This is a genomic window from Sphaerisporangium rhizosphaerae (genome assembly GCF_042665155.1).
Classification (GTDB): domain Bacteria; phylum Actinomycetota; class Actinomycetes; order Streptosporangiales; family Streptosporangiaceae; genus Sphaerisporangium; species Sphaerisporangium rhizosphaerae.
The window spans coordinates 25,605-50,472 of record NZ_JBHTCG010000031.1; the positions used below are offsets into that span (position 1 = coordinate 25,605).

The following is a 24,868-nucleotide window of genomic DNA, read 5'->3' on the forward strand; positions in this document are numbered from 1 at the left end:
ATATACCACGGGAGGACCCGATGGCCCTGTCGCCGCTCACCCCCTCCGATCCGCAGCGGCTGGGCGGCTACTGGCTGGCGGGACGGCTCGGCGCGGGCGGCCAGGGGGTCGTCTACGAGGCCTACGGCGAGCAGGGGGAGCGCGTCGCGGTCAAGGTGCCCCGGCTGGACGACCCCGCCTCGCGCGCCCGCCTGGCCAAGGAGGCGGTGGCGGCACAGCGGGTGGCGTCGTTCTGCACGGCCAGGGTGCTCGAGGCCAGGACCGACGTCCCGGAGCCCTTCATCGTCAGCGAGTACGTCGCCGGGCCGAACCTGCGCCAGGTGATCGGCCGCACCGGGCCGTACGAGGGGGATCTGCTGCTGCGGCTGGCCATCGGCGTCGCCACCGCCCTCACGGCCATCCACCAGGTCGGGATCGTCCACCGCGACCTCAAACCGGACAACATCATCCTCGGCCCCGACGGCCCCCGAGTGATCGACTTCGGGGTGGCCCGGCAGCTCGGAGCCCCGGGGACGACCACCGGTCCGATCATGGGCACGCCGAACTACATGGCCCCCGAGCTCTTCGCCGGACGCGAGGCCTCGGCCGCCGCCGACATCTGGGCCTTCGGGCTGACCGTCCTGTTCGCCGCGACCGGCCACGACGTCGTCCCCGAGCGCGATCCGTTCGCCGTCGTCACCAAGGTGCTGGACCTGCGGCCCGACGTCGGCGTCCTGGCGGACCCGCTCAGGAGCGTGGTGGCCGGCGCGCTGGCGCGCGAGGCGGAGGCGCGGCCCTCGGCGCGTGCTCTCCTGCTGACCCTGCTGGGCGGCATGGCCGGCATGGGCGGGGCGGTGGACGGCTCGGACGGGGACCCGCTGCTCGCGGACGGTGGGGTGGTCGCGGCCGAGGTGCGGCCGCCGGACGCCGCACGCGCCGGCGAGCCGGACCTCGGAACGCTCGCCGAAGAGCTCTACCAGGAGCTCTCCGAGAGAGAGCGCGCCGTCGCGCCGGAGGTGTTCCTGCGGATGGTGGGCGCCTCGGAGGACGGCGAGGAGACGATCAGGCACGTACCGCGCGAGGAACTGCCCGGCGTCTCCGGCGACGGCCCCGCCGCGACGCTGCTCGGCGTGTACGGCGCCGCCGGGCTCGTCGTCGAGACCGGCGCCGCGTTCACGCTGGCCCACCCGGCGCTGATCCAGGCGTGGCCGAGGCTGCGTGAGTGGGTGGCCGAGGACCGCGACGGCCTGCCCGTCCACCGGCGGCTCACCGAGGCCGCCCGGGCGTGGGACCGCCTCGGCCGCAAACCCGGCGACCTGCTGCACGGGTCGGGGCTGGACCGGGCGCTCCGCTGGGCGGCGGCCGGACGCCGGCACGTCACGCTGATCCCGCTGGAACGCGAGTACCTGGAGGCCGCCGCCACCCTGGCCAGGCGGACCTCCCGGCGCCGCGGCATGCTCGCGGCGGCGCTCGCCGTCCTGCTCGTCCTCGCGCTCGCGGGCGGCGGCCTCGCGGAGTACCTGCGCCGCGTCGCCAACCGCGAGCGGGACGAGGCGAGTGCCCGATCGCTCGCGGTGCGCGCCGCCGACCTGCGGCAACGCGATCCGCGGCTGGCGATGCTCATGAGCGTGGCGGCCTACAGGCTCGCTCCGGCGCTTCCCCAGTCGCTCGGCGCGCTGCACGACTCGCGGTCCCAACCCGTGACCGACGCCTTCACCGACCCCGACGTCACCGCCGGGACGGTGTACGCGTGCGGTCCCGGCGGGCGCACGCTGGTGGCCGTCCGCGCCGGTCAGGTGACGGTCTGGGACGTGCGTGCCCGCCGGGCGGCCCGCCGGTTCTCCGGCGTCGGAACGTCGGTGGTGAAGGCGGCGCTGCGCCCCGACGGGAAGGTGCTGGCGCTCCAGGACGACGGCGGCGTGCGCCTGTGGGACTTGGCCGCAGGCACGGCGATCGGGAACCGTTTCGCCGGTGGGGCCGCCCGGGGGGACCTCGGCGAACTGCGCTTCGATCCCACCGGGCGACTGCTCGCCGTACCGGAGGGCCGCGGCGGTTCGGGGGCGGCGGTGTGGTGGGACCTCGCCCGGCACGAGAAGATCCGCGCCGGTTCCGGCGCGGGAGTGGACGCCGTGAACGCCGACGGCACCCTCGGGGTCGTCCATTCGACCGGGCGGGGGCGGGCCGAGCTGTGGGACCTGACGACAGGGCGCCGCGTTCCGGCGGGCTGGCTGCCCGAGAAGAAGAACGTCCGTGACGTCGAGTTCGGCCAGGACGGCCGGACGCTGGCCGTCACCGAGTCGCTCCCCGAGGTGCGGGGCGTGAAGCTCCTGCTGCGCCGGGCGCGCACGGGCGCCCCGCTGAAGGCCGACGGCGCCGGGCCGGTGGGCGACGCCATCGCCTTCGGGTACGGCGACCGCTTCGTGGCGTTGTGGGGGCCTCGCGAGCTGGTCGTCCTGCGGCTCGCGGACGGCCAGATCGTCGCGCAGCGGGAGCCGGGCGTGGAGATCGCGGACCTGTGGTTCGACGAGACCGACCACGCTCTGCGGGTGCTGTCGTCCTATGGCGCGGTGACCACGCTGGACCTGGCGCCGCTGCTCGACCGGCCGGTCCTGCCGGGGTCCTCAGAGGGTGGCAAGGCTCTGCTCGGGCCGGGAGGCCGGGTGCTGGCCCTGTACGACGGCGAGGCCGTACGGCTGTGGGACGTCCGGGCCGGCCGGACGATCGGCCGGCCCGTTGCGCTGGAGAACCCGTCGTACACGCTTCCCGCCCTCGCCTTCAGCCGGGACGGCGGCAGGCTGGCCATCGGAGGACTCGTCCGCCTCGGCGTGCCCGGCGCACCCGAGACGGCCGAGGTCTCCAGCGCGCCCACACCTCCCACAGGTTCTGTCGCTCCCCGTGGTCCCGTCGGCACGGGGGGCCGAGAAGAGCGCCGGCCGGGCGGCGCGCTCCCCGTGGCGGCGCGGGCCGGGGTGGTGATCGTGGACACCTCCGACGGGTCGGTGACCACCTCCTACCCGGTGGCGGACCGCGAGGCCCAGGGCGTCACCGGTCTGGCGTTCAGCCCGGACGGCGCCACGCTCGCGGTCGCGCCGGACCACCTCGGCCCCGCCGGGCCGCTCGAACTGTGGGACCTCGGCCGTAGGCGGGCCGTCGTCGTGCCGCAGGTGGCGGGATCCGCGCGCATGGCCTACCGCCCGGACGGAAGGCTGCTGGTGGCCGGGGTCGACACCGAGCTCTCGCTGGTCGATCCGGCCAGGCGGACCCGGCTCCCGCGGCCCGGCGGGACGGGAAGCCTGGCGGCCGGGCCGTACGCGTTCAGCCCGGACGGCCGTCGCGTCGCCATCGGCGCGGAGACGACCCGGCTGTCGATCTGGGACGCGGACTTCCGCGCACCCACCGGTCAGGCATTCCCGGAGGCGGGCGAAGGCGGGATCGCGACCGCCGTGTGGTCACCCGACGGCCGCACGATCGCCACGTACGGGTCCGGTGACAGGGTGAGGTTGTGGGAGGTGTCCAGCCGCCTGCCGCTGGGACTGGTCTTCGACGGTCTGACCAGAGAAGGCTTCCAGGGGCAGGCGTCGATGGCCTTCGGCGAGGACGGCCGCACGCTCGTCAGCGCCACGCCCGACGGGGTGGTCAGGAGGTACCCCCTGGACGGCGACCGGATCGCGTCGCAGGTCTGCGCCCGGGCCGGGGGCAGGCCCGCGCCGCAGGAATGGCGGCGACAGGTCGGCGAGGTCGCCTATACCGACGTGTGCGGCTGAGCCCACGCCCGGGCGATGAGATACCCCGGCGCGATCCCCGGGCGCGGTTCGCCACCCGGTGGTCCCGGAGCCTCTGGTCCCCCGGCCGGCACCGCCGCGCGGCTCGCCCCCGCAGCGACCGCTGTCAGAGGCGGCCGGCGGCCTTGAGGGAGAGGTAGGCGTCGGCAAGGGCAGGGGCGAGGTCGTCGGGGACGGCGTCGACCACCTCGCAGCCCTGGCGGCGCAGCAGCGCGGTGAGCCGGGCCCGCTGCCCGCGCAAATGCTCGGCCGCCGCCGCGTCGTAGACCAGCTCGGCCGTGCCGCGCCCGGACGCCATCTCGGCGACGCGCGGGTCGGAGACCGCCGCGACCAGCACCAGGTGGCGCGAGGCGAGCTGCGGAAGCACCGGCAGCAGGCCCTCGTCCATGGCCGCAGGGTTGAGGTCGGTGAGCAGGACCACCAGGCAGCGCCGCTTGGCGCGCGACAGCACGGCCGCCACCATGCTCGCCGAGTCGGCCTCCACCAGCTCAGGCTCGATGGGGGCCATCACGTTGACCAGGGCCGCCAGCGAGTCGGTGCGCGACGCGCCGGACATCCACGCCCGCACGGCGCGGTCGTGGGCGAGGAAGTCGACGCGGTCCCCGGCGCGGGTGGCGAGCGCGGCCAGCAGCAGCGCCGCGTCCATCGACCAGTCCAGGCGCGGCCATCCCGCCTCGCCCCGCGACACCAGGGCGCCGCTCCCGTTCTGCGGGTACGCGGAGGAGCCCTCACGGTCCGGCCGCAGGAACGGAGAGGCGCCGTTCCTGTTCGGCGGTGACGCCGGGGCGCCGCCGGGAGGCGGCTGGGGGAAGGGAGAGGTGCCGACGCGGCCGGCGGAGGTGCGGCCGGTGTCCAGGACGATCAGCACCCGCCGGTCCCGTTCGGGACGCCAGGTGCGCACGACGACGTCCGAGCGGCGCGCCGTGGCCCGCCAGTCGATCGAGCGCACGTCGTCGCCCACGACGTACTCGCGCAGCGAGTCGAACTCGGTGCCCTGGCCGCGCACCAGCGCGGGATGCTGCCCTTCCAGCGCGCGCAGCTTCGACAGCTTCGCCGGCAGGTGCTTGCGGCTGAGGAAGGGGGGCAGCACGCGCACCGACCACGGCACCTGGTGCGACCCCTGCCGCGCGGCGACGCCGAGCGGGCCGAGCGAGCGCACGGTGACCGTCACGGCCTCGCGGTCGCCGCGCCGCGCGGGCGTCAGCGTCGTGACCAGGCGGCGCCGCTCACCGGCCGGGACGTCCAGGCGCAGGTGACGGGGCGCGGCCCCCGCCGACGGCGGCCAGGCGTCCCGCAGGGCGCCCCGCACGCGGCGGCGGCCGGGGTTGGCCACGACCAGTTCGACGGTCACCGACTCGCCGAGCCGCACCAGCCGCTCGCCGCCGCGGTGGAAGCTCAGCGGGCGGACGCTCCCGGCCAGCAGCAGGTCCACGGCGACCACGGCGCCGAGCACCAGCAGCAGGCCGAGCACGGCGTACCCCGGGCGGGGCGCGAACAGCACCACGACCGCGCCGAGCGCGGCGATCAGCCCCGCGCGGCCGGTGAGCGCCATCAGCGGGGGACCGGGACCGAGGCCAGGACGCCGTCGAGCAGGCCGTCGGGCGTCGCCCCCTCCAGCTCGGCCTCCGGGCGGAGTTGCACGCGGTGGCGCAGCGCCGGTTTGGCCAGCGCCTTGACGTCGTCCGGGGTGACGTACGAACGCCCGGACAGCCAGGCCCACGCGCGGGAGGCGGCCAGCAGGGCCGTGGCGCCGCGCGGCGACACGCCGAGCTGGAGCGACGGGGACATCCGTGTCGCCCGGGCCAGGTCCACGACGTAGCCGAGCACCTCGGGCGCGACGTGCACCTTGGCGACCTCTGCCCGTCCGGCGGCCAGGTCGGCCGCCGAGGCGACCTGCTTGACGTGCGTGAGGTCCTTGGGGTCGAAGCCGAGCGCGTGCCGTTCGAGCACCGCGATCTCCTGGTCGCGGGGCGGCAGCGGCACGGTGAGCTTGAGCAGGAACCGGTCGAGCTGCGCCTCGGGCAGTTGGTAGGTGCCCTCGTACTCGACGGGGTTCTGCGTGGCGACCACCACGAACGGGTCGGGCAGCCGCATGGGCGAGCCGTCGACGCTGACCTGCCGCTCCTCCATCGCCTCCAGCAGCGCGGCCTGGGTCTTGGGCGGCGTGCGGTTGATCTCGTCGGCGAGCAGCAGGTTGGTGAAGATCGGCCCCTCGCGGAAGGCGAACTCCGCCGTCTTGGCGTCGTAGACCAGCGAGCCGGTGACGTCGCCCGGCATCAGGTCGGGGGTGAACTGCACCCGCTTGAAGTCCAGCGCCAGGGTGGCCGACAGCGTGCGCACCAGGAGCGTCTTGGCGACGCCGGGGACGCCTTCCAGCAGCACGTGGCCCTTGCAGAGCAGGGCGATGACCAGCCCGGTGACCACGGCGTCCTGCCCCACGACCGCCTTGGCGACCTCGGAGCGCAGCGCGCCGAGCGCGTCCCTGGCCTGGTCGCCGGCGGCGCGCGCGTGCGCGCCGCCGGGCCGGGTGAGCTCGCCGGGCCGGGTGGGCTCGCCGTCACCGCCGCCCGCCGGGACGGGCGCGGGCGGCCCGAGCGCGGGCGATCCGGCCGGAGCCGGCCCGGCCGGAGCGGAGGCCGGGGCGGCGGGCGCGGTGGCGGGCGGCGTCGCGGGCCAGGGATGACCGGGGGGTCCGCTCATGGGCGCTCCGGGCGGAGGTGTGCTCACGGCTCTCGTACCTGCCTTTCCAGGGTGTCCAGGTGGCCCGCCAGGGCGATGAGCCCGGCATCGTCGGCCGGTGTCGGACCGTACATCACCGAACGCACCCAGATCGCATCATGCCCGGTGCGCAGCGCAGTCGCGGCGACGATCTCGTCCGGCGCCGCCTCCCCGGACAGCCCCAGCCGCGGCACCAGGCGCGAGACGCACGCGGCGCGCAGCGTGGCCGAGGCGCGGTCGCGGGCCCGGCGGGCGCGGTAGAGGCGGCCGCGGCCTTCGACGGTCTCGGCGGCGCGGACGACCACCGGCAGCCGCTCGACCACGACGGGCCCGAGGCGGCGGCCCCGCCAGAACGCCACCACCACGAGGGCGACGCCGAGCTGCACCACCGCCCACGGGACTCCGGGCGGGATGAGGTCGGCGGCGCTCGCCTCCCCCGAGCCGGGGACGGCCTGGGGCTCGTCCGGCGCGACCAGCCAGATCAGCACCGGCCGGTCGCCCGCGAGGTTCATCGCCAGCGCGGCGTTGCCGTCCTCGGCGAGCCGCCGGTCGGTCATGAAGGCGCCGTCGCCGACCACGGTCACCGACGGGTCGCCGGGCGTGTGCACCAGGCTCGCGCCGTCGGAGCCGGGATAGCAGCCGGTCGAGCCGCGGGGCACGGTGAACAGCGCGCCGCCCATGAAGGCGCTGCCCGCGCGGACGGCGGCGGGCAGCGCGCACTGCGGTTCGCGGGAACGCGAGCCGGTCTCGCCCGTGGGGCCGATGCCGGGGGCCAGCCGGTCGAGGTCGGACACCGGCCCGGCGATCAGCCGTTGCGCCCGCGTGCGCGACAGCCGGGACACCTCGTCGGCGCTCAGGAAGGAGGTGTCGGTCACCAGGACCCGGCTCGCGGGCCCGTCCAGGCGCACGACGTCGTCCACGGTGGAGACCCGCTCGACGCGGACGCCGCGCGCCCGCAGAAGCTGCGCGAGCGCCTTGCCGCCGGTCAGCGAGGCGTCGGCGGGGTCGAGCGGGCGCCCCTCGGTGGAGGTGCCGGTGAACAGCGCGGCGATGACGGCGACCAGCACCACCAGGACGCCGACGGCGACCATGCCACGGGCGCCGCGCCACAGGCCGCGCGCGGTGGGCGAGGTGGAGGCCGAGGTGGCCGTGCCGGGGCCGGCCGTGTGGTCGGATGCGCGGCCGGGCGCGGTGAGGGTCATGAGGGCCTCGCCGTCGCGGCCAGGGCGGCGGGGCGGGCGGCCGCGACGCCGGCGTCGAGCTCGGCGACCGACCGGTAGCCCTCGGGCGTGCCCGGCGCCTGGCCGTAGGTGACGTCGTCGAACAGCCGCGCCGCGGCCGTCAGCGCGGGCGCGAGCGCGGGGAGCTCCCGCCCGGCCTCCGCGGCCAGCTCGTCGGCCGTGCGCCCGGCCTGCGGCGCCACGATGGCCCGGTCTTCCAGGTCGCGCGCGATCGCCCGCAGCCGTTCTTGGACGGCCTCGGCCCAGCGGGACTCGCCGGCGAGGCGTTCGGCCTCGGCGCGGTGCTCCTCGGCGGTGCGCGCCTTCGGCCCGAACAGGCTCTCGGCGGCGGCGCGGCGGGCCCCGGTCGCCTTGCGCGCCTGCCAGAGGAGCAGCGCGGCGAGCGCGACGACGACGAGCAGCACGGCGAGCAGCGCGAGCACGCCGCCGGGCACCCCTCCGGGCGCGCTGTCGAACAGGCCGTCGATGAACTCCTGGAACAGCCGGAACGCCCGCTCGATCAGCGACTCCTGCTGGTATTCGGGCTTGACGAGCTCTTCGACGGCCCGGCGACGGGCCTCGTCGCGCCCGATGTCGTCCAGGGCCAGGCCGCGGACGAGAGCGAGGGCGAGGGCGGTCGCGGTCACGGCGCCGCGGGGGAGCCGGGGACGTGCGGGCCGGCGCCGCCCGCGGCGTGGGAGGGGTGCCACAGCTCGTCGGCGGTCGCGGGCACCCAGCCCAGGCGCTGCTGGTCGAGCGCGGCCGTCTGCAGGACCAGGTCGAACGCCTCGGCGCGCATGCGCAGGTCGGTGTAGAGCAGCCCGTTCACGCCCGCCTGCACGGGGTAGGTGATCATCGAGCTGAGGATGCCGCCGACCGTGAGCAGGACCGTGGTGACCACCGTCGCGGCGACGGTGCCCTGCCCGCCGAAGGACACCACCAGGCTGACGATGGTGACCGGCAGCGACAGGATGTAGCCGAGCATGGCGACCAGGAGTTGCGTCAGTATCAGGATGCCGAGTACGCGCCAGAAACCGGTGCCGACCAGCCGCCACGACCGCCGCATCGCCTCGACGACCCCGCGTCGTTCGAGCACGACGGCCGCCGCCGCGAGCGAGAAGCGCGTGCTGACCGTCACGAGGTAGGCGACGTAGCCCATGACGGAAAGGATCGCCAGGAGCGTGATGAGGGCCCCGGAGGCGTCAGCGGCGATGAGCAGGAAGATCAGCCCGCCGACGACGACCAGCGGCGCCAGCGCGATGAGGCCGGTGAGCAGGGCCAGCCCGAACAGGGCGGGCAGGCGTCCGCGGGTGAGCCGCCACGCCTCCCCGATGGTGATGCGCCCGCCGAACACCGCGCGCCCGAGCACCCGGGTGAGCATGCCCGTCAGCACGGTGACCAGGAAGAACTGGATGACCAGGGTCATCAGCGCGCCGCCGAACTGGGCGATGACGCCCCCCATGGGCAGCTCTCGCCCGGCCGCGAGCGTGTCGGGATCGGCGATGATCTCGCCGACGGAGCCGTAGTAGACGGCCTGGCCGATCGACAGCGGCAGTACGCCGATGGCCGCGGCGATCGCCGACAGGCCGAGCGTGGCCTTCGGGTTGGACCGGATCAGCTTGATCGTGCCGTCCAGGATGTCGCCGAGCGCGAGCGGGCGCAGCGGGATGATGCCCGGGCGCGGCGCCTGCGGCGGCGGGCGGAAGCCGTACTGGCCGCCGTAGCCGGGGCCCTGCCCGTGGGGGCCGTATCCGCCGTATCCGCCATATCCGCCGTACGGGCCGGGCGGGTAGGGCTGCCCTGGGGAGGGCGGCGCGTATGGCTGCCCCGGAGGCGGCGGGTATGACTGGCCCTGGGGTGGCGGGTATGACTGGCCCTGGGGCGGAGGCTGCGGAGGGGACTGCTGCCCATATCCGGGGCCCTGCGGCGGCGCGTCCTGCGGCGTTCCCCCGCCGGCCCGCCCAGGAGCCGTCTGCTCCGGCGGCGACTGCGGGGTGCCTCCAGCGGGCGCGCCCGGCTGCGCGGTGGCTGCCGCGGGCTCGTCGGACGGCGGGTTCGCCGCGCCAGGAGAGGTCCACGGCGCCTGCCCGGGAGGGACGTACGGCGGAGGCTGGTTCTGCGCCCAACCCGGGGGCGTGCCTGGCGCGGAGCCGTGACCGTCTGACATATCCCAATCCTGGCATGTCGCACGCCCGCTCGGGGTGCCCGGGCGATCGATCATGCGCCCGGATGGTGGAATACGACCGGCTTGGCGCAAACTTGTGCCAAGGCATGTCCGGTGCGCGCCACGCCACGCCACGAGCCCATCGAGCCAGATCATTGGCGGGTTCAGTAACGTGAGCCTAAAATTCGGCTTTCGGTGGAGCTATTGTTCGGTCGTTTATCACCCGGCGGTGCGTCACAGGTAGCCTTCGGTCGGTCGTACGGCTTTCGCCTCCACCTCCATACTGCGCAGAACGAATGAGGGGCCATGAAAGGACGCGTGCTGGTCGTCGATGACGACGCCGCTCTCGCCGAGATGCTCGGCATTGTCCTTCGGGGGGAGGGCTTCGAGCCGTCGTTCGTCTCCGACGGCGACAAAGCGCTGGACGCGTTCCGCGACACCAGGCCTGACCTGGTGCTGCTCGACCTGATGCTGCCCGGCGCCGACGGCATCGACGTGTGCCGCCGCATCCGCGCCGAGTCCGGCGTGCCGATCGTCATGCTCACCGCCAAGAGCGACACCATCGACGTCGTCCTCGGGCTGGAGTCCGGCGCCGACGACTACATCGTCAAGCCGTTCAAGCCCAAGGAGCTCGTGGCCCGGGTGCGGGCCCGGCTGCGCCGCACCGACGAGCCGACGCCCGAGGTGCTGCAGATCGGCGACATAACGATCGACGTCGCCGGGCACTCGGTCAAGCGCGAAGACGAGACCGTCAACCTCACCCCGCTCGAGTTCGACCTGCTGGTCGCCCTGGCGCGCAAGCCGCGCCAGGTCTTCACCCGCGAGGTGCTGCTCGAGCAGGTCTGGGGCTACCGCCACGCGGCCGACACCCGCCTGGTCAACGTGCACGTGCAGCGGCTCCGAGCCAAGATCGAGAAGGACCCGGAGCACCCCGAGATCGTCGTCACCGTCCGCGGCGTCGGCTACAAGGCCGGCCCGGCGTAGGCGGCGCCCGCCGCCGCCCCGCGCCGTGACCCCTGGGACATCCGCATGGCCCTCCCCACCGCATCCTCCGGCGCCGCCCGCCCCGCGCAGGGCCGGCCCAGGCCGAAGAAGAAGATCCGGCGAACGCCGCGCCAGATAGTGCGCGGCGTCCGCCGGAGGGCCCGGCGCGCCGCGGGACGGACGCGCCGGATGTGGCGCCGCTCGCTGCAGCTCAGGGTCGTCACCAGCACGCTGCTCATCTCCATGACCGTCGTCGTGGTGGTCGCCTTCTTCCTGCTGCAGATGATCCAGACGGCCGTGCTCGACGGCCGCAAGCAGACGGCGATCGCCGAGGCCCAGGCCAACGTGACCACCGTGGCCGGCTACCTGGGCCAGCCCTCCGACACCACGGCCAAGCAGTCGGCCGCGGCCCAGAGCGACGACATCGACGGACCGTTCAAGACCCCGGTCGACCAGGCGGCCGAGGCGCTCGCCCGCCGGGCCGGCGCCCGCTACAGCGTCGTCATCCTCAGCGGCTACCACGTGGGGGAGGACCGCGGCACCAACAACATCGCCCTGAGAAGCGTCCCCCGCACGCTGCGCGACGCCGTGCGCAAGGCCCGCGGCGAGCCCCAGGGGCAGTACACCTCGATGTACTACCAGGGCGACCCGACGCCCACCCCGGCGCTGGCGATCGGGGCGATGGTGCCGAACGTCTACGGGGAGTACGAGGTCTACCACTTCTTCCCGCTGAGCGACGACGTCAGCACGCTGTCCCAGGTCCAGCGGTGGGTGATCCTGGCGAGCGTGGCGCTGGTGCTGCTGCTGGCCGCGGTCGCCTCGCTGGTCACCCGGCAGGTCGTCACCCCCGTCCGGCTCACCCGCCAGGCCGCCGAGCGCCTGGCCGCGGGCCGGCTGGAGGAGCGGCTGAAGGTGCGCGGCGAGGACGACCTGGCCCGCCTGGCCGCCTCCTTCAACGAGATGGCCTCCACGCTCGCGTTGAAGATCCACCAGCTCGAGGAGCTGTCGCAGGTGCAGCGGCAGTTCGTCTCCGACGTCTCGCACGAGCTGCGCACGCCGCTGACCACCGTCCGCATGGCGGCCGACCTGCTGTACGAGAGCCGCGAGGACTTCGACCCGGCCGCCGCGCGCTCGGCCGAGCTCATGCAGAACCAGCTCGAACGGTTCGAGTCGATGCTGGCCGACCTGCTGGAGATCAGCCGGTACGACGCGGGCGCGGCCACGCTCGACGTCGACTCGGTGGACATGCGCGACGTCGTGCTGAGGGCGGTCGGCGACTCCCAGCCGCTCGCCGAGCGCAAGGCGACCCGGCTGGACCTGCGGCTGCCGAACGAGCCGTGCATGGCCGAGTGCGACAGCCGCAGGGTCGAGCGCATCCTGCGCAACCTGCTGTTCAACGCCATCGAGCACGGCGAGGGCCGCGACATCGTGGTCACCCTCGGCGCCGACCGCGACGCCGTGGCCGTGGCCGTGCGCGACCACGGCGTGGGGCTGAAGCCCGGTGAGGAGAACATGGTCTTCGACCGGTTCTGGCGCGCCGACCCCTCCCGGGCGCGCACCATCGGCGGCACCGGCCTCGGCCTGGCGATCTCCCGCGAGGACGCCATCCTGCACGGCGGCTGGCTGCAGGCGTGGGGCATCCCGGGCGAGGGGTCGCAGTTCCGGCTGTCGCTGCCCCGGCAGGCCGGGTCCGAGCTGCGAGGGTCGCCCCTGCCCCTGGTGCCGCCCGAGGTCGAGATGCGACGCACCTGGCGGGGCCAGGCCACGCCGGTGCTCTCCCCGGCCATCGAGGGGGCCTTCGATGCCGACTAGAGCCTTGCTGCGGGGCCTCGCCCTGGCCGTCGTCGCCGTGCTGTCGGCCGCCTGCTCCACGGTGCCGACCGGGGGCAATCCCTTCGCGGTCCGCGGCGGGCGCGGGGGCGACGCGCTCAGCCAGCCCTACGTCCGCGTCCTCGCCGCGCCCCCGAAGCTCAAGGGGTCCCCTCTGGAGATCGTCGGCGGCTTCCTGGCCGCGGCGGCGAGCTTCGACGACCCACTGCGCTCGGTGGCCCGGCAGTACCTCACCGGGGAGGCCCTGCGCGGCTGGGTCCCCTTCCACCCGATCACCGTCTACGAGGGGTCCCTGGCCATGGACGACCCCAGAGTGGACATCCAGCAGGCCCGGGTGACGCTGAAGGGCACCGTCCTCGGCAGCCTCGACGGCGACGGGCACTACGTCCCGAGCGACGCCGCGGCGAGCGGTGAGACCGCCCGCGAGTTCACCCTGGTCAAGGTGCAGGGTGAATGGCGCATCTCCTCGGCGCCTCCGGGGCTGTGGCTCACCCAGGACGACTTCAAACGGGCCTTCCGCTCCTTCGACCTGTACTTCCCGGCCTACCAGTCGGCGGGCCTGGTGGCCGACCAGGTGCGCGTGCCGATCAACCCCAGCGAGGGGCTGGCCAAGTCCCTGGTGCGCAAGCTGCTCATCGGCCCCACGGCGCCGCTCAGCGGCGCCGTGGACTCCGCGTTCAGGAAGAACGTCGACGTCAACGACGTCTTCGTCGAGAACGACACCGTCGTGGTCGACTTCACCTACGGCATCGTCGACTCCACGCTCTCGGAGATCAACCGTGAGGCGCTGTCGGCGCAGCTGGCGTGGACGCTCAAACCGCTCACCGAGTCGCGGCGCATCGAGGTGCGGGTCAACGGCGAGCAGTTCCCCAACGGGCCGTTCATCATCGACCCGCGCGACTACGACCGCTTCGACCCCGACGTGATCGCCCAGCCGCAGCCGTACTACCTGCAGCAGGGCAGGCTCCACCGGCTGGACAAGGACGACGACAACCCCACTGTGGTCGGCGTGGGGCAGGTCGGCACGCGGCAGTTCACCCATCTGGCGGTGTCCAACGACCAGGCGGTCAAGGTGGCCGCGCTCGAACGCGCCGGCGGGGCCTACGTCAGCGGCATCAACCCCGGCAGCCAGTGGGAGCGATGGATCGAGGGCGCTCACCTGACCCCGCCGTCGTGGGACCGGTACGGCGATCTGTGGTCGGTCGTCCAGCAGGCCCCGCGCAAGGCGCAGGTGCTCAGGGCGCACGACGCCACGCGGCAGGTCCCGGTGAGCGCGCCGGGCCTCGAGACCAGCGACGTGACCGCCTTCCGCGTGGCGCGCGACGGCGCCAGAGTGGCGGTCATCGCCGACGACGGGCACGGCGAGCAGGTCCTGGTGGGCTCCGTCAACCGGAGCGAGTGGAAGATCCAGAACCTGCGCCCCCTGGTGCCCGCGAGCGAGGGCCAGCAGATCATCGACATCGCCTGGCGCGACGCCGACACGCTTCTGGTCCTGACGGCCGCCAAGGCCGACCGCGTGCTCAGCACATGGTCGGTGACTCAGGGGGTGCGGCTGGAGTCGCCGAAGTCGGCCGCCGGCATCGAGAGCATCGCGGCGGCCCCCGACCCGGCCCTCATCATCGCCGGGACGGCCGGCGGCGAGATCCAGGTGTGGAACCCGCAGAAGACCCAGTGGACCACGGTGGTCAAGGACGGAGCCGATCCCCCCGCCTACCCCCTGGGCTGACCCGTGCACCGTCCACCTGGAGGACGGCGGTGTCACCCCGGTCGTCTGTGACCCGCGTGGCGTCGTCCACGGCGAGCGCGCCGGTGGACGATGGCCGTGTCACACCCCGGTCGCCTGTGACCCGCACGCACCGGCCTCAGGGGGAGCCCTGTGGACGACGGGCGGGTCGCCCCGGTTCGTCCCGCTCGCCTGTGGACGGACGGGAGGCACGGGCCCGGACCGTCGGTGACGGGGCGCACGGTGGGGGCATGCTGACCGCCCTCCTCGATCTGATCTCGCTCCACCGCTGCGCCGGGTGCGACCGGCCCGGCGCCGCCGTCTGCGGCCCGTGCGCGGCCGATCTGCGCGGCGACCCCGTGCCGCGGCCGCCCGGCCCGCCGCCGCCCGGCCTGCCCGACTGCTGGTCGGCCGCCTGCTACGAGGGCCCGGTCCGCCGTGTCCTGCTCGCCTACAAAGAACGCGGGCGCACGGCGACGGCGCCGCTCCTGGCGAGCTGCCTGGTCTCCACCCTGCTCGCCGCGCTCGCGGCCCGCGGCCTCCCGCCGCGCGCGCCGCTCGTCCTGGTCCCGGTCCCGAGCGCGCGCCGGTCCGTGCGGCGGCGCGGGCACGACCCGGTGAGGCGGCTGGCCGCGCTGGCGGCGCGGACGCTGCGGGCGCGGGGGCGGTCGGCCGCGGCGGTGCTCGCCCTCGCGCAGGCGCGGCGGGTGCGCGACCAGGCGGGCCTGAGCGCGCCCGAAAGGGCCGCCAACCTCGGCGGGGCTCTTCGTGTCCTGCCCGGACGGAACGTCGCTCAGCGCCGCTCTCAGGGCCCACCGGGCGGGGTGGTGGTCCTGCTGGACGACGTCGTCACCACCGGGGCCACGCTGGCCGAGGCGGCGCGGGCGCTGCGGGCGGCCGGGGTGGAGGTGGCGCTCGCCGTCACGGTGGCCGCCACGCCGCGTCGAACGCGACACGCCCGGATTCGAGAGAACTCAGAAGAATACGCGCGGTAATGGCAGAGGTAAATCATCGGCATGGCGCGGCGGTCACATGTTGCTGTCCCGGCCCCCGTCCCTCCCTGCTCAATCGACGCGAGAAGCCCTCACGGAACGGGTCCGAGCATGGTCAACGCCGGGTCGGCCCAAGGTCCGCGGCCGCCCAGCGGATCACTCATAGTGATCCTTTGGCCGAGCCCGCGGCTGACATTCGGCCCGGCAGGGACTAGCGTTCGAGCATGGCACCCGTTCGGGTCCGTGGTTGCGCCGGACCGACCCCCTTCGGGGGACCGGACTGGCTAGCCGATGCCAGCCGCAGGCGAAACGGCCCACGTAAGGCGACTCTTCGTCGACCGATCACGGTGCGGCTTAGAGGTAAGTCCTGCCTTCCCGGAGGTCCAGATGTCCTCCGCCAGAAGAGAAGGGCAGTAGTGGCACAGGCCGCGAACCCCTCAGCAGGCGGATGTGGGGACGAAGACCAGGTCGGCCGGGCGGGTGCCACTCCTTGCAGTCGAGACGAAGGGGGGCCTTTGAGTGGACATCATCGTCAAGGGACGGCACACCAGTGTGAGTGACCGGTTCCGCGATCATGTGACGACGAAACTGGCCAGGATCGAACGACTGGACAACAAGCTCATACGCGTCGATGTGGAGGTGTCCAAGGAAGCGAACGTGCGGGCGACCGAGCACCGCGAGCGGGTGGAGCTGACCATCCATTCCAAGGGACCGGCGATCAGGGCGGAAGCCTCCGCCGACGACCGGTTCGCGGCCCTCGACATCGCCCTCGGCAAGCTCGAGGGACGGCTCCGGCGCATCGCCGACCGCCGCAAGGTCCACCACGGCAACCACTGCCCCCCATCGGTGGCCGAACTGACCTCCGTCCTGGCCGACGCCTACGAGTCCCTGCCGCAACCGCTTCCACCCGAGCCCGTCGAGCACGCCGAGCCGTACGCCGCCGAGCCGGCCCGTGACGAGGACGGGTATCGCGAGCCCATCGTTCCGATCGAGATGGAAGGCGACGGGCCCCTCGTCGTCCGCGAGAAGTTCCACCAGGCCGACGCCATGACCATCGACCAGGCACTGCTGGAGATGGAGCTGGTCGGCCACGACTTCTACCTGTTCAGAGACAAGGAGTGCGGACTTCCGAGCGTCGTGTACCGGCGTGTCGGATACGACTACGGCGTGTTGCGGCTCGTCGAACAGTAACCAACGCGTTCGATGATCCTCTCGACCACCCCCGCGCGCCGGGAAGCCGTGTAATGATGGCGGTCCCGAGGGCGCGGGAGCGTCGCGCGGTAGGGGTCGACCTACCGGCGCGACCGGCTCCCCACGAGGAGGAGGCGTGACGCAGACCGACGAAACGGCCGACCGTTCCGGGCGTCAGGAGCCGATCCGCGTGCTGATCGTTGACGATCACGCGCTGATCCGGCGGAGCCTTGAGCTGGCATTGGCCGCGGAGCCGGACATCGAGGTGGTCGGCGAGGCCGGCGACGGTCAGGAGGCGGTCGAGATCGCCGACCGCCTCCTGCCGGACGTCGTTCTCATGGACGTCCGGATGCCCCGGCAGAGCGGCATCGAGGCGACACGGGCGATCAAGGCGTCGGTGCCGAGCGCCCGCATCGTGATGCTCACCGTCAGCGACGAAGAGGAGGACCTCTTCGAGGCGATCAAGGCGGGGGCCACCGGCTACCTGCTCAAGGACGTGCAGATCGACGAGGTGCCCGACGCCGTGCGCGGCGTCCACGAGGGCCAGTCGCTCATCAACCCGGCGATGGCGGCCAAGCTGATCAGCGAGTTCGCCAACATGAGCCGCAAGGAGGCCGAGCGCCCTCCGCAGCTGCCGGTGCCCCGGCTGACCGACCGTGAGATGGAAGTGCTGCGGCTGGTCGCCAAGGGCATGAACAACCGCGAGATCGCCAAGCAGCTGTTCATCTCCGAGAACACCGTCAAGAACCACGTCCGCAACATCCTGGAGAAACTCCAGCTCCACTCCCGCATGGAAGCCGTCGTCTACGCCGTCAGGGAACGCCTCCTCGAGATCACCTGACCCACGCGGGCGGCGCGGGCGTCACGCACCGTCGCCCACAAGCGGGCGTCACGCACGGCCGCCCATGGGCGGACGTCAGGAGCCGTCGCCCACAGGCGGGCGGCGCAGGGCGGCCTCCAGGGGAGCGGCGAGGTCGGGGCCGCCGACGCGCTCGACGCGGACGTCGTCGCAGCCGACCCAGGCGGCGGCCTCCCACAGGGCCTGGCTCATCGCCTCGGCGGCGGCGGCGCGGGCCGCGCCGCCGCGGGCCGGCCCGGCCTCGAACCCGACCTGACGTGCCACGAAGGTCGAGCCGTCGCGCGCGGGGTCCACCCGGCCGATGAGCCGGCCGCCGGCCAGCACCGGCATCGTGAAGTAGCCGTGCACCCGCTTGTCCTTGGGGACGTAGGCCTCCAGCCGGTGGGTGAAGCCGAAGACCCGCTCGGTGCGGGCGCGGTCCCAGACCAGGGAGTCGAACGGCGAGAGCGGCGTGGTGCGGTGGCGGCCGCGCGGCGCGGTGGCGAGCGCGGCCGGGTCGGCCCAGGCGTTGGCCGCCGGACGCGCGGCCCCGGCCGCCCCGCGGACGGCGCCGCGGGGAGTTCCCCAGCCGTCGACGTACACCGGGACCAGGCCGGCGCCGCCGCCGAGGAGCGCCTCGTCCAGCAGGGCCCCCTGTGCCCCGCGGACGCGGATGAAGTCGGCGAGGTCGGCGCGGGTGGCCACCCCGAGGGCGCGCCCGGCGTGACCGGCCAGCCCCTGGACGCACTCGGCGTCGCTGAGCTCGCGGCCGAGGAGCGCCGGAGGGACGACGCGCTCGGCGACGTCGTAGACGCGGCGCCAGCCGACCCGGCGGGTGCACACGACCTCGCCGATGTCGAGCAGGAACTCCACGGCGATCTTGACGTCGGACCAGTCCCACCAGGGGCCGCCGTTCTTGGCGCCGCCGAGGTCGGTGGTGGTCACCGGCCCCTCGTTCCTGACCTGCTCGAGCACCTTGTCGATGGTCGGCGGCACCTCGTGCCAGCGATAGCGCCGCTCGCGGTAGGCGCGGCGGCGGAAGGCGTACAGCGGCCAGTCGTCGATGGGCACGACGCACGCGGCGTGGCACCAGTATTCAAAGGCGGTGGCGGGCTCGTGCCAGTAGGCCCGCTCGACCGCGGCCCGGCCGACGGCGCCCAGCCGCGCGTACGCCACCAGCTCGTGGGAGCGGGCCAGGACCGAGATGGTGTCGAGCTGCACGGCGGCGAGGCGGCGCAACATGGCCGTGACCCCGCCCCGGCGGGAGTCGGCCCCGAGGAACCCCTGGGCGCGCAGGATGGCGCGGCGGGCCTCGTCGGCGGACAGGTCGAGCACGGGGGCGGGGATACCGTTCGGCATGTGTCGATGGTAGGGCGAGCCACCGACGAAACGGCTATGCCGGTGTCGTCGCGGGACGACGAGGGGTCAGGCGCGCTCGCCGTGGTGCTCGAACGGGGAGTGGTGCTCCTGCACCGCGATCTCGCGCGGGGCGTCCTCGATGACGTCGGAGAAGATGTCGAAGATGAGGGCGAGGATGCCGCCGATCACGATGACCGCTCCGCCGCCGACCCAGAACAGCAGCCAGTTGGGGCCCATCACGAGGGCGATGCCGCCGATGGTGAAGCCCAGCAGGATCACGGTCACCGCGAGCCATGACGACGCACGCCCGGCGTGCGACTGGCCGCTGTGTGGTTTCGCCGGTGCGCTCTCGGCCATCCCGACTCCTTGTTGTTCTCGTCGATGTGCGTTGCCGCCGGGGGGCCGCCCCGTGGCAAAGATTCCCTGCCCGTACCATCGAACGATATCCAACCTCATCGGCCGTGCCGCAGGCCGTACCCCGTCAGCCGCCGGTATGAGACGGTCTTGAACTCCCTGTTCCCCGACAGCGTCATTGACGATGGCTGTGTCCGGTGGTGAAACCGCCTACCATGGCTGTGGGGAACCATGTCTCGTCCTCATGTCCGCAGCCGTCGGGCCGCGGTACAGACCTGCGAGGAGCTTTACTCAAAGTGCCAGCCTTTCTCGACAAGATCCTTCGCGCCGGCGAGGGCAAGGTCCTGCGTAAGCTGAAGCGGATCTCCGAGCAGGTCAACTCCATCGAGTCCGACTTCACCGGCCTGAGCGACGCCGAGCTGCGCGCGCTGACCGACGAGTTCAAGCAGCGCCACGCCGACGGCGAGTCCCTCGACGATCTGCTTCCCGAGGCGTTCGCCGCCGTGCGCGAGGCGGCCCGCAGGGTCCTCGGCCAGCGCCACTTCGACGTGCAGATCATGGGCGGCGCCGCGCTGCACCTCGGCAACATCGCCGAGATGCGCACCGGTGAGGGCAAGACCCTCACCTGTACGCTGCCGTCCTACCTCAACGCCATCAGCGGCAAGGGCGTGCACGTCGTCACCGTCAACGACTACCTGGCCAAGCGCGACGCCGACAACATGGGGCGCGTCCACCGCTTCCTCGGCCTGGAGGTCGGCGTCATCCTCGCCAACATGGCGCCCGACGAGCGCCGCCGGCAGTACAACGCCGACATCACCTACGGCACCAACAACGAGTTCGGCTTCGACTACCTGCGCGACAACATGGCCTGGTCGCTCGAAGAGTGCGTCCAGCGCGGCCACAACTACGCCATCGTCGACGAGGTCGACTCCATCCTCATCGACGAGGCCCGCACGCCGCTGATCATCTCCGGTCCCGGCGAGCAGTCCGGCAAGTGGTACGCCGAGTTCGCCAAGATCGTCCCCCGCCTCCGCCGCGGCGTCGAGGGCAAAGAGGGCGAAGAGAGCACCGGCGACTACATCGTCGACGAGAAGAAGCGCACGGTCGGCGTCCTCGAGGCCGGTGTCGAAAGGGTCGAAGACTGGCTCGGCATCGACAACCTCTACAAGCCCGAGCACACCCACCTCGTCGGCTTCCTCAACAACGCCATCAAGGCCAAAGAGCTCTACAAGAAGGACAAGGACTACATCGTCGTCGACGGCGAGGTCCTGATCGTGGACGAGTTCACCGGTCGCGTCCTGCACGGCCGCCGCTACAACGAGGGCATGCACCAGGCCATCGAGGCCAAGGAGGCCGTGAAGGTCAAGGACGAGAACCAGACCCTCGCCACCGTCACCCTGCAGAACTACTTCCGCCTGTACGGCAAGCTCGCCGGCATGACCGGCACGGCGGCGACCGAGGCCAACGAGTTCCACCAGACCTACAAGCTGGGCGTCATCCCGATCCCGACCAACCGGCCCATGGTCCGCAGAGACCAGGCCGACGTGGTCTACAAGACCGAGGACGCCAAGTTCAACGCCTGTGTGCAGGACATCAAGGAGCGCTACGAGAAGGGCCAGCCGGTCCTGGTCGGCACCACCTCGGTCGAGAAGTCCGAGAAGCTCTCCAAGGCGCTCAAGCGGGCCGGCGTCGCCCACGAGGTGCTCAACGCCAAGAACCACGCCCGTGAGGCCACGATCATCGCCGAGGCGGGCCGCAAGCACGCCGTGACCGTCGCCACCAACATGGCCGGCCGCGGCACCGACATCATGCTGGGCGGCAACCCCGAGTTCCGCGCCGACATCGAGCTGCAGCAGCGCGGCCTGTCCCCCTCCGAGACCCCGGAGGAGTACGAGAAGGTCTGGCCCGAGGCGCTCGAGAAGGCCAAGGAGGCCGTCAAGACCGAGCACGAGGAGGTCACCGAGCTCGGTGGCCTGTACGTCCTCGGCACCGAGCGCCACGAGTCGCGCCGCATCGACAACCAGCTGCGCGGCCGCTCCGGCCGTCAGGGCGACCCCGGCGAGTCGCGGTTCTACCTGTCCCTCGAGGACGACCTCATGCGGCTGTTCAACTCCGCCCGCGTCGAGATGATCATGACGCGGCTGAACATCCCCGAGGACGTCCCGATCGAGTCGGGCATCGTCTCCAAGGCCATCGCCTCCGCCCAGCACCAGGTCGAGCAGCAGAACTTCGAGATCCGCAAGGACGTTCTGAAGTACGACGAGGTCATGAACCGCCAGCGCAAGGTGATCTACGCCGAGCGCCACCGGGTGCTGGAGGGCGCCGACCTGCACGAGCAGGTCCGCGAGTTCATCACCGAGGTCGTCGACGGGTACGTCCAGGCGGCCACCGCCGAGGGCTTCGCCGAAGAGTGGGACCTGGACAAGCTCTGGAAGGCGTTCCAGCAGCTCTACCCGATCTCGGTCACGGTCGAGGAGCTCATCGAGGAGGCCGGCGGCGAGCGCGAGGGCCTGACGGCCGACCTCATCCGCGAGCGGATCAAGGCCGACGCCCTCGCGGCGTACGACCGGCGCGAGGAGGAGCTCGGCGCCGAGACCATGCGCGAGGTCGAGCGGCGGGTCATCCTGTCGGTCCTCGACCGCAAGTGGCGCGAGCACCTCTACGAGATGGACTACCTGCGCGACGGCATCGCGCTGCGCGCCTACGCCCAGCGCGACCCGGTGATCGAATACCAGCGCGAGGGCTTCGACATGTTCGCGGCCATGCTGGACGGCATCAAGGAGGAGTCGGTCGGCTTCCTGTTCAACCTCGAGATCGAGGTGCAGGACAACCCGATCGTCGAGGAGGCCGCCCCGCAGGACGCCAACGTCTCCGAGGCGCAGGCGATCATCTCCAAGGCGCTGCGCCGCCCGCAGCGTCCCACCGAGATGATCTACAGCGCGCCGGGCGAGAGCGGCGACGTGGAGCAGACCCGCGTGCGCACCACCGCCGAGGAGCGCGCCGCCTACGGCAACGTCGAGCGCAACGCGCCCTGCCCCTGCGGCTCGGGCAAGAAGTACAAGCGCTGCCACGGCGACCCGAAGAACGCCACCGCCTGAGGCTCGCCCGCGCACGCGACAGCGCTCGACGGCCCCGCGACCTGCCCGGTCGCGGGGCCGTCGGCGTCCTCAGGCGTTCTCGAACGGCGTCTCAGGCGGTTGGGAACGGCGTTTCAGGTGATCCGGCGGCGTCTCAGACTCGGTGGCGTCTCAGGCGGTCTCGAAGTCGGTGACCAGCCACTTTCCGCCGCACCGCTCCAGACGCAGCGCGAGCACGTGGCTGCGTTCCCCGCAGTGCACCAGCAGGCACGCCTCGACGGCCCCGTCCTGCGGCCGCTTGACGTGCGGCAACGCGACCAGCGGCGGCCGTCTGGTGCGGATCATCGTCCCCGCGCGCACCAGGTCGGCGTAGGCCCTGCCGGTCAGGCGGTCGGCGACGGTCGCGGGCGGGCGCCGTCCGGCCAGGATCTCGGCCATCGCCTGCCCGATGCCGCGCAGCTCCCGGAGGTCGGGGGGCGGAGCGACCGGCAGGCGCGGCAGCCGGCCGCCGGGGCGGGCGGGCGTGCCGGCGGGCCCGGCGGGCGAGTCGGCGGAGCGGGCGAGCGTGTCGGCGGGCTGGACGGGCGTGTCGGCGGAGCGGGTGAGCGTGTCGGCCGGCTGGACCGGCTGGGCGGGCTGGGCGGGAGTGTCGGCGGGACGGGGGGACGGCTCGGCGCGGGCCGGAGCCTCCCAGGGCTGGTCGTAGGCGAGGGCGAGGGCTCCCTGTGTGGGAGGCGGCGGCACGTGGCCGGTCTCGCGTTCGTCGTCGTAGGGCGGGTCGGCCGGCGGCACGGGTCGCAACCGGGGCAGCGGGACCGCGCGGGAGGGGCCGGCGGGCCGCGTGCCGCCGCGCGAGGGCGCGACGGGGCGGGAGGGCTCGGGGGAGCGGGGCATCGGGACTCCGGTGAGGTCGGGAAGTGACGCTCTAAGGAGTTTTCGGCCGGTCGCGCTGATACCGGGGCCGCCGGTTGGGCTGCCAACTTGCCGCTTCGGCGCTGGGGTTCGCGCCGCTTGCCCCGCGATGACGGTATGGCGGCACGGTTCCCGGGCGCGCCGACGCGCTATTCGGCCGTCCCGCCGCTCGCCCGTCCATCGTCCGAAACGCCGCCGTCCAGAACACGGCCTGAGACGGGGCCGTCCAGAACACGGCTGGAGACGGGGCCGGACGAGGCCGGAGCAGCGGAGGAGACGCGGCCGGAGGAGGGGGGAACGACGGGGTCCGGAGCGACGGAATCGGGGGCGCGCCCGCCCGGCGGTCCCGTGACCTCCCCGGCGTCGAGGTCCGGCTCGGGTTCCCGCCCCGGGGTCATGATGTTCAGCCGTCTGATCAGGAAGGCGAAGACGGTGTAGTACACCACCGCGTAGACCACGCCGAGCAGCATGATCTTCCAGAACCCGTCGGTGTTGGACTTGGTGGCGTTGAGCGCGGCGTCGATGGCGCCGGCCGAGAAGGTGAAGCCGAGATGCCCGTCCATCGCGGCGACCAGCGCCATCGACAGCCCCGTGAGCAGGGCGTGGATCACGAACAGCAGCGGGGCGACGAAGATGAAGGCGAACTCGATCGGCTCGGTGATCCCGGTGACGAACGCGACCAGCGCCGCCGAGATCATGATGCCTCCGACGGAGCGGCGGCGGTGCGGCGGGGCGGCCCGCCAGATGGCGATCGCGGCGGCGGGAAGGCCGAACATGATGACCGGGAAGAACCCGGCCATGAACTCGCCCGAGCCCGGGTTGCCCTGCAGGTAGCAGGTGAGGTCGCCGGCGAACTGCTTGCCCGCCACCGTGCAGTCGGGCACCTGGAACCACACGATCGAGTTCAGGAAGTGGTGCAGCCCGAGCGGGATGAGCAGCCGGTTGGCCACCCCGTAGATGCCCGCGCCCGCCGTCGAGTGGTCCACGAGCCACTGGCCGAAGGCGGTCATGCCCTGGCCGACCGGCTGCCAGACCAGCCCGAACACCACGCCGAGCAGCAGCGCGGCGAAGGCGGTGACGATCGGCACGAACCGCCGGCCGCCGAAGAACGCCAGCCAGGTGGGCAGTTTGATGCGGTGGTAGCGCTGGTAGAGCAGCGCCGCGGTGATCCCGATGACGATGCCGCCGAGCACGCCGGTCGGGTTGCCCGCCGCCAGGTCGATCGTCTCCACGGCCCGCCCGTCGGCCTGGACGACGGTCTGGGTGACCCGGTCGTGCACGGCGAAGCCGGAGGCGTCGAAGAACAGCAGACGGGAGACCCGGTCGAAGACCAGGTAGCCGACGAGCGCGGCCAGCGCCGTGGAACCGTCGGAGCGGCGGGCGAACCCGACGGCCACACCGATGGCGAACAGCAGGGGGAGGTTGTCGAACAGCACGTCGCCCGCGCCGCCCACCACCTCGGCGATCTTGTCCAGGACGGCGTTGTCGGTGCGTCCGAGCAGGTCGTCCTGGCCGAGCCGCAGCAGCAGGCCCGCGGCGGGCAGCGCGGCGATGGGCAGCATGAGGGAGCGGCCGATGCGCGACAGGACCGCCATGACGGCCGACCGCCGTGAGGGCGCGCGGGAGGCGTCGGGGGCCGGCGCGCGGGAGGTGTCCGGGACGGGCGCGCGGGAGGTGTCCGGGACGGGCGGGGTGGCGTCGGCCGAAGTGGGGCCCATCGGCTCTCCTCCAGGACTCGAGAAGGG

General features: G+C 73.2%; 17 protein-coding genes. 8 read left to right on the plus strand and 9 right to left on the minus strand.

What is annotated here, in order from left to right:
• The first annotated feature begins 20 nt into the window (after nt 1-20).
• Complete coding sequence (locus tag ACFQSB_RS31860) at nt 21-3,743, plus strand: WD40 repeat domain-containing serine/threonine protein kinase (protein WP_380830560.1); 3,723 nt, start codon at nt 21-23, stop codon at nt 3,741-3,743.
• 124 nt (nt 3,744-3,867) lie between these two features.
• Here ACFQSB_RS31860 and ACFQSB_RS31865 read toward each other — a convergent pair whose 3' ends face one another.
• The 5 genes from ACFQSB_RS31865 to ACFQSB_RS31885 are packed head-to-tail and all read right to left on the minus strand — an operon-like array spanning nt 3,868 to nt 9,866.
• Nucleotides 3,868-5,313 carry a DUF58 domain-containing protein gene (locus ACFQSB_RS31865; protein WP_380830561.1) on the minus strand — a complete coding sequence of 482 codons (1,446 nt, stop codon included), beginning with the start codon at nt 5,311-5,313 and terminating at the stop codon, nt 3,868-3,870.
• Complete coding sequence (locus ACFQSB_RS31870) at nt 5,313-6,461, minus strand: AAA family ATPase (protein WP_380830562.1); 1,149 nt, start codon at nt 6,459-6,461, stop codon at nt 5,313-5,315. The genes ACFQSB_RS31865 and ACFQSB_RS31870 overlap by 1 nt, the downstream gene beginning before the upstream one ends.
• A gap of 23 nt (nt 6,462-6,484) precedes the next feature.
• On the minus strand, nt 6,485-7,681 hold the full coding sequence (locus ACFQSB_RS31875; protein ID WP_380830564.1) for a DUF4350 domain-containing protein: 1,197 nt from the start codon (nt 7,679-7,681) through the stop codon (nt 6,485-6,487).
• The gene (locus ACFQSB_RS31880) at nt 7,678-8,346 is read right to left on the minus strand and encodes a DUF4129 domain-containing protein (protein WP_380830565.1); all 669 of its coding nucleotides are present in this window, start codon (nt 8,344-8,346) and stop codon (nt 7,678-7,680) included. The genes ACFQSB_RS31875 and ACFQSB_RS31880 overlap by 4 nt, the downstream gene beginning before the upstream one ends.
• Nucleotides 8,343-9,866: a DUF7544 domain-containing protein gene (locus ACFQSB_RS31885; RefSeq protein WP_380830566.1), complete on the minus strand. Its 1,524-nt coding sequence runs from the start codon at nt 9,864-9,866 to the stop codon at nt 8,343-8,345. Before ACFQSB_RS31885 ends, ACFQSB_RS31880 begins: the two co-directional genes overlap by 4 nt.
• 303 nt (nt 9,867-10,169) lie before the next feature.
• Between ACFQSB_RS31885 and mtrA the strand changes: the two genes are divergently transcribed.
• The 6 genes from mtrA to ACFQSB_RS31915 all read left to right on the plus strand — a co-directional run bounded on the left by mtrA (nt 10,170) and on the right by ACFQSB_RS31915 (nt 17,424).
• Nucleotides 10,170-10,847: an MtrAB system response regulator MtrA gene (mtrA, locus tag ACFQSB_RS31890; protein WP_214408661.1), complete on the plus strand. Its 678-nt coding sequence runs from the start codon at nt 10,170-10,172 to the stop codon at nt 10,845-10,847.
• 45 nt (nt 10,848-10,892) lie between these two features.
• Nucleotides 10,893-12,659 carry an MtrAB system histidine kinase MtrB gene (gene mtrB, locus ACFQSB_RS31895; RefSeq protein ID WP_354836934.1) on the plus strand — a complete coding sequence of 589 codons (1,767 nt, stop codon included), beginning with the start codon at nt 10,893-10,895 and terminating at the stop codon, nt 12,657-12,659.
• Nucleotides 12,649-14,403 carry an LpqB family beta-propeller domain-containing protein gene (locus ACFQSB_RS31900; RefSeq protein ID WP_380830569.1) on the plus strand — a complete coding sequence of 585 codons (1,755 nt, stop codon included), beginning with the start codon at nt 12,649-12,651 and terminating at the stop codon, nt 14,401-14,403. Before mtrB ends, ACFQSB_RS31900 begins: the two co-directional genes overlap by 11 nt.
• 248 nt (nt 14,404-14,651) lie before the next feature.
• Complete coding sequence (locus ACFQSB_RS31905) at nt 14,652-15,395, plus strand: ComF family protein (protein ID WP_380830570.1); 744 nt, start codon at nt 14,652-14,654, stop codon at nt 15,393-15,395.
• A 516-nt stretch (nt 15,396-15,911) separates the two neighbouring features.
• Nucleotides 15,912-16,583, plus strand: a complete 672-nt coding sequence (gene hpf, locus ACFQSB_RS31910) for a ribosome hibernation-promoting factor, HPF/YfiA family (protein ID WP_354836926.1) — start codon at nt 15,912-15,914, stop codon at nt 16,581-16,583.
• 136 nt (nt 16,584-16,719) lie between these two features.
• On the plus strand, nt 16,720-17,424 hold the full coding sequence (locus ACFQSB_RS31915) for a response regulator transcription factor (RefSeq protein ID WP_354915884.1): 705 nt from the start codon (nt 16,720-16,722) through the stop codon (nt 17,422-17,424).
• Nucleotides 17,425-17,499: 75 nt separating this feature from the next.
• Here the strand turns inward: ACFQSB_RS31915 and ACFQSB_RS31920 are convergent, their stop codons facing one another.
• On the minus strand, nt 17,500-18,780 hold the full coding sequence (locus ACFQSB_RS31920) for a winged helix-turn-helix domain-containing protein (RefSeq protein ID WP_380830571.1): 1,281 nt from the start codon (nt 18,778-18,780) through the stop codon (nt 17,500-17,502).
• Between the two features lie 66 nt (nt 18,781-18,846).
• A complete protein-coding gene (locus ACFQSB_RS31925) occupies nt 18,847-19,137 on the minus strand; it encodes an HGxxPAAW family protein (protein WP_354836919.1) in 291 nt (96 codons plus the stop codon).
• A gap of 293 nt (nt 19,138-19,430) precedes the next feature.
• On the opposite strand from ACFQSB_RS31925, the gene secA reads away from it, so the two are divergent.
• Nucleotides 19,431-22,232 (plus strand): preprotein translocase subunit SecA, encoded by a 2,802-nt coding sequence (secA, locus tag ACFQSB_RS31930; RefSeq protein WP_380830572.1) that lies wholly within the window; start codon nt 19,431-19,433, stop codon nt 22,230-22,232.
• Between the two features lie 150 nt (nt 22,233-22,382).
• Here the strand turns inward: secA and ACFQSB_RS31935 are convergent, their stop codons facing one another.
• Nucleotides 22,383-23,105: an Rv3235 family protein gene (locus tag ACFQSB_RS31935; protein WP_380830573.1), complete on the minus strand. Its 723-nt coding sequence runs from the start codon at nt 23,103-23,105 to the stop codon at nt 22,383-22,385.
• Nucleotides 23,106-23,272: 167 nt separating this feature from the next.
• A complete protein-coding gene (locus tag ACFQSB_RS31940; RefSeq protein WP_380830574.1) occupies nt 23,273-24,841 on the minus strand; it encodes a PTS transporter subunit EIIC in 1,569 nt (522 codons plus the stop codon).
• Nucleotides 24,842-24,868: the final 27 nt, after the last annotated feature.